At 58.4% G+C, this 5,681-nt stretch carries 4 protein-coding genes and 1 pseudogene; all 5 read right to left on the reverse strand.

What is annotated here, in order from left to right; all coding sequences use genetic code 11:
- Positions 1-77 (reverse strand): annotated as a pseudogene (locus AWB69_RS46725) (GTP-binding protein); the annotation flags it as partial.
- Positions 78-129: 52 nt separating this feature from the next.
- A complete protein-coding gene (gene fusA / locus AWB69_RS44695; protein ID WP_062093155.1) occupies positions 130-2,232 on the reverse strand; it encodes an elongation factor G in 2,103 nt (700 codons plus the stop codon).
- Positions 2,233-2,366: 134 nt separating this feature from the next.
- A complete protein-coding gene (gene rpsG, locus AWB69_RS44700; RefSeq protein ID WP_031361587.1) occupies positions 2,367-2,837 on the reverse strand; it encodes a 30S ribosomal protein S7 in 471 nt (156 codons plus the stop codon).
- Positions 2,838-3,076: 239 nt separating this feature from the next.
- Positions 3,077-3,457, reverse strand: a complete 381-nt coding sequence (rpsL, locus tag AWB69_RS44705) for a 30S ribosomal protein S12 (RefSeq protein ID WP_035935550.1) — start codon at positions 3,455-3,457, stop codon at positions 3,077-3,079.
- 203 nt (positions 3,458-3,660) lie between these two features.
- Complete coding sequence (gene recQ, locus AWB69_RS44710) at positions 3,661-5,508, reverse strand: DNA helicase RecQ (protein WP_062093156.1); 1,848 nt, start codon at positions 5,506-5,508, stop codon at positions 3,661-3,663.
- Between the last annotated feature and the right edge of the window lie 173 nt (positions 5,509-5,681).

Genomic DNA, 5,681 nt, shown 5'->3' on the forward strand with positions numbered 1-5,681 from the left:
GTCTTGCCATGGTCGACGTGACCAATCGTGCCTACGTTGACGTGCGGCTTGGTCCGTTCGAATTTACCTTTTGCCATGATTACCTTCTTTCAAATATGTTGATCGGTTAAAGACTTTTGGCTTGCCGAATTACTTGGATTTCGCGTTGATGATCGCTTCTGCCACGTTTCGCGGAGCTTCTGAATAGTGCTTGAATTCCATTGTGTACGTAGCGCGACCTTGCGTCGCCGAGCGCAGCGACGTCGAGTAGCCGAACATTTCCGACAGCGGGACTTCAGCGCGCACGATCTTGCCGCCGCCAACCATGTCTTCCATACCCTGGACGATACCGCGACGGCTCGACAAGTCGCCCATCACGTTGCCCATGTAGTCTTCCGGCGTTTCGACTTCTACAGCCATCATCGGTTCGAGGATGACCGGGCTTGCCTTGCGCATTGCATCCTTGAACGCCATCGAACCGGCCATGCGGAACGCATTTTCGTTCGAGTCAACGTCGTGGTACGAACCGAACGTCAGGTGAACCTTGACGTCCACTACCGGGAAGCCTGCCAGCACGCCAGCCTTCAGCGTTTCAATAATGCCCTTGTCCACAGCCGGGATGTATTCGCGCGGAATCACACCGCCCTTGATCTCGTCCAGGAACTCGTAGCCCTTGCCCTGCTCATTCGGCTCAAGCGTAATGACAACGTGGCCATACTGGCCGCGTCCGCCCGACTGCTTGACGAACTTGCCATCGACGTCTTCAGCCTTGCCGCGGATCGTTTCGCGATACGCGACTTGCGGCTTGCCAACAGTTGCTTCAACGCCAAATTCGCGCCGCATGCGGTCGACCAAAATTTCCAGATGCAGCTCGCCCATACCCGAAATGATGGTCTGGCCCGACTCTTCGTCGGTCTGAACGCGGAACGACGGATCTTCCTGAGCCAGGCGGTTGAGCGCGAGGCCCATCTTTTCCTGGTCAGGCTTCGTCTTCGGTTCCACCGCCTGCGAAATCACCGGCTCCGGGAAAATCATGCGCTCCAGGACGATGGGATGCAGCGGGTCGCACAGCGTGTCGCCGGTGGTCACGTCTTTCAAACCAACCGCGGCAGCGATGTCACCTGCGTGCACTTCCTTGATTTCTTCGCGCTGGTTTGCGTGCATCAGCAGAATACGGCCAAGACGTTCCTTCTTGTCCTTGGTCGCATTCAGCAGCGTGTCGCCCGACTTGGTCGTACCCGAATACACGCGGAAGAAGATCAGCTGGCCGACAAACGGGTCGGTCATGATCTTGAACGCGAGTGCCGAGAACTTTTCGTCGTCAGCTGCACGACGCTCTTCGCGCGCGCCGTCTTCCAGTTCGCCCAGGACCGGCGGAATGTCGATAGGCGACGGCAAGAAGTCGAGCACGGCGTCCAGCATCCGTTGCACGCCCTTGTTCTTGAACGCGGTGCCGCACAACATTGGCTGGATTTCACAAGCGATCGTACGGTCGCGAAGACCCTTCACGATTTCCTCTTCGGACAACTCGCCCGTTTCGAGGTACTTGTTCATCATCTCTTCGTTGGCTTCGGCAGCAGCTTCGACCATCTTTTCGCGCCACTCAAGGCACGTATCCAGCAATGCAGCCGGGATTTCTTCGTACTCGAACTTGATACCTTGGGACGCTTCATCCCAAATGATCGCCTTCATCTTGATCAGGTCAACCACGCCCGTGAACGTGTCTTCTGCGCCGATTGGCACCACGACGGGAACCGGATTTGCCTTAAGACGCAACTTGAGCTGGTCATAGACCTTGAAAAAGTTCGCACCGGTACGGTCCATCTTGTTGATGAACGCGAGACGGGGAACCTTGTACTTGTTGGCCTGGCGCCACACGGTTTCCGACTGGGGCTGAACGCCGCCCACAGCGCAATAAACCATGCACGCACCGTCGAGCACACGCATGGAACGTTCAACTTCAATGGTGAAGTCGACGTGTCCCGGGGTGTCGATGATGTTGATGCGGTGCTCGGGGCGGTCGCCAGCCATGCCTTTCCAGAAGGCCGTCGTTGCTGCCGACGTAATGGTGATGCCGCGCTCCTGCTCCTGCTCCATCCAGTCCATCGTTGCCGCGCCGTCGTGAACTTCACCGATTTTGTGGTTCACGCCCGTATAAAACAGGATGCGTTCGGTCGTCGTCGTCTTGCCGGCATCAATGTGAGCGCTAATACCGATATTTCGGTAGCGCTCGATAGGTGTCTTGCGAGCCACTTTGAATCCTTAATTGGGTCGACGCGACCGACACATGCCAGTCGCGCCCTAACACAAACGGGCGAGGCGCTTTGTAAGCGCACCCGCCCGGAGGTTTTTCCGTTCGTCCCAGGTCGGGAGGCCTAAAAACAGCCTTAGAAGCGGAAGTGCGAGAACGCCTTATTGGCTTCTGCCATCCGGTGAACTTCGTCGCGCTTCTTCATCGCGCCGCCACGGCCTTCCGCGGCTTCCGAAAGCTCACCTGCGAGACGCAGGGCCATCGACTTCTCGCTGCGCTTCTTCGCAGCTTCGCGCAACCAACGCATCGCCAATGCCATACGACGCGACGGACGCACTTCGACTGGAACTTGATAGTTCGCACCACCAACGCGACGGCTCTTCACTTCGACGACCGGTTTGACGTTGTTGAGCGCACCCGTGAACACTTCCAGCGGGTCCTTGCCACCCTTGGTCTGGATCTGTTCAAAAGCGCCATAAACGATACGCTCGGCAACCGACTTCTTGCCCGACAGCATGATCACGTTCATGAACTTGGCTACATCTACGTTGCCGAATTTCGGATCCGGCAAAATGTCCCGTTTGGGGACTTCGCGACGACGCGGCATGTTTCTTCCTTTGATTTTTCAGTTGGAGCCATATCAGCCCCGCGGTCACCAACTAACCCGATCCATCTAAACGCGCATTTTCGTGCGCACTGTCATGCGCATTGCTCTGACTAACCAGCTTGGCCGGGTGACCACTTACTCGACAGCACCGGCACTTCCGGCACCACCGCTTGAACGCCCTGTTAGGGGCAACCTGTACGACTCATGTACAACTTATGTACGTCTCAACCAGCAAGAATTTACTTGCCGGCCTTAGCGCGCTTCGCACCGTACTTCGAGCGAGCTTGCTTACGGTCCTTGACGCCCTGGGTATCCAGCGAGCCGCGAACCATGTGATAACGCACACCCGGCAAGTCTTTCACACGACCGCCACGAATCAGCACGACCGAGTGTTCCTGCAGGTTGTGGCCTTCACCACCGATGTACGAAATAACTTCGAAACCGTTCGTCAGACGAACTTTTGCAACTTTACGAAGTGCCGAGTTCGGCTTCTTCGGCGTCGTCGTGTACACGCGAGTGCACACGCCGCGACGCTGCGGGCAGTCCTGCAAAGCCGGCGACTTGCTCTTCACTGTTTCTGAAGCGCGGCCTTTGCGAACCAATTGATTGATGGTTGGCATTGTCTATTCCTAAATTGATCAAAATCGACGCCCCCGTTTCGGGCAAAGCAAAACGGACTGCGCATCGAGCATCCCGGCTCTTGTTCGTGCGTGCGAGGAAACCCCCTCAGCAGATCCAAGAACGAGAACCTAGCATCATAATCTGAAAATCCCAATGCGGTCAACAGCTTGGGTGTCGTGCGGTGTGATCAAGCCATTAAAAGCTAGTTCGCACCAACGACTTCGAGCAATTCGTCCCCGAAACGCTCGAGTTTGCGAGCGCCGATGCCAGGAATCTGGCTCAGATCCTCGATGGAATCCGGCTCGTTGCGTGCGATCTCGGCGAGCGTTGCATCGTGGAAAATCACGTAGGCTGGCACGCCATCGCTCTTTGCCATGCTCGCACGCCATGCGCGCAGCCGTTCCCAGCGCGCCTTGATGCGTGGCGACATGCCCGCTGTCGGATCGGCGCGTTCACCAGTTCGACTGGACGACTGCCGCGTGCGCGTGGGCTTCACATACTTGCGCAAGGTCACGTTCTGCTCACCCTTGAGCACCGCTTTGCTTGCCTCGGTGAGAATCAGCGCGCCGAAACCGTCGTGGTCGACGGCCAGATAGCCAAACGCCACCAATTGGCGAAACACCGCGCGCCACTCTTGCTCTGAAAGCGCCGCACCAAGTCCGAACGTGGACAACTTTTCGTGACCACGCTGGAGTAATTTCTCGCTCCGGCTGCCGCGCAGAATGTCGATCAGGTGGCCGGCCCCGAAATGAAATCCGCTCGCCTTATACGCGCGATACACGCAGGACAGCGCCATTTGGGCTTCACGGGTGGCGTCCCATGATTCCGGAGGCTCCAGGCAAGTATCGCAATTCCCGCAGGGCTGGCTGGCCTCGCCGAAATAACCGAGCAAACGCACGCGCCGGCACGACGCCGCTTCGCACAGCCCAAGCAGCGCGTCGAGCTTGCCGCCCTGCACGCGCTTGTGGGTATCGTCGGCGTCCGATTCGTCGATCATCTTGCGCTGCTGCACCACGTCGCCAAGCCCGTACGCCATCCACGCGTTCGCCGGCATGCCGTCACGGCCCGCGCGGCCGGTTTCCTGGTAGTACCCCTCTACGCTCTTGGGCAGATCCAGGTGCGCCACAAACCGGACATCGGGTTTATCGATACCCATGCCGAAAGCAATCGTCGCGCACATCACGATGCCCTCTTCGCGCTTGAACATTTCCTGGTGCCGCTGACGCGTTTCGTACTCCATGCCCGCGTGATAAGGCAGCGCACGCACGCCCTGGCTTTTCAGCCAGTCGGCGGTTTCTTCCACCTTGCGGCGCGACAAGCAATAGATCACGCCGGCGTCGGTGGTTTTGTCGGGATTCGTATGCTCGGCGCGGATGAAATCGAGCAACTGCGCACGCGCGTTGTCCTTCTCCACGATCCGATACCGAATATTCGGACGATCAAAGCTGGAGACGAAAATACGCGCGTCGTCCAACGCCAGGCGATGCACGATTTCATCGCGCGTAATGGCGTCGGCGGTAGCCGTCAACGCGATCCGCGGTACCGATGGAAACCGCTCATGCAGCACCGACAACTGGATATATTCCGGCCGGAAATCGTGCCCCCATTGCGACACGCAATGCGCTTCATCGATGGCAAACAAACCAATGCGCACGCTCTCGATCAACTCGAGGAAACGGGGCGTCATCAGTCGCTCCGGCGCGACATACAGCAGATCGATTTCCCCGTTACGCAACGCGCGCTCGGTTGCAGCGGCTTCGGCGCCGGTGAGCGTCGAATTCAGGCACGCAGCACGCACACCGACTTCGCTCAACGCCGCCACCTGATCCTGCATCAGCGCGATCAGCGGCGACACGACAATCCCCGCGCCGAACCCAGCCTCGCGGCGCAACAAAGCGGGAATCTGATAACACAGCGACTTGCCGCCGCCCGTTGGCATTAGCACGAGCGAGTCCCCGCCGGCGGCCACATGATCGACGATATCGCCCTGCTGCCCCCGAAAAGCGGGATAGCCAAATACTTGCTTGAGAATTTCGAGCGAACGGGACATGGAGAAGACGGAGTGCGCCAGAGCGTGAGTGCCCCGATTTTACCAACGACCGGGCCGTCAAACCGTCGCATGACTCAACGTTAGCCAATCGATAGAGATCGGGATAGGGGCAGGCCTCGCGGCCCGACCCCTCCCACACCACCGTGCGTACGGGTCCGTACACGGCGGTTCGG

Source organism: Caballeronia udeis (genome assembly GCF_001544555.2).
Taxonomy (GTDB): Bacteria; Pseudomonadota; Gammaproteobacteria; order Burkholderiales; family Burkholderiaceae; genus Caballeronia; species Caballeronia udeis.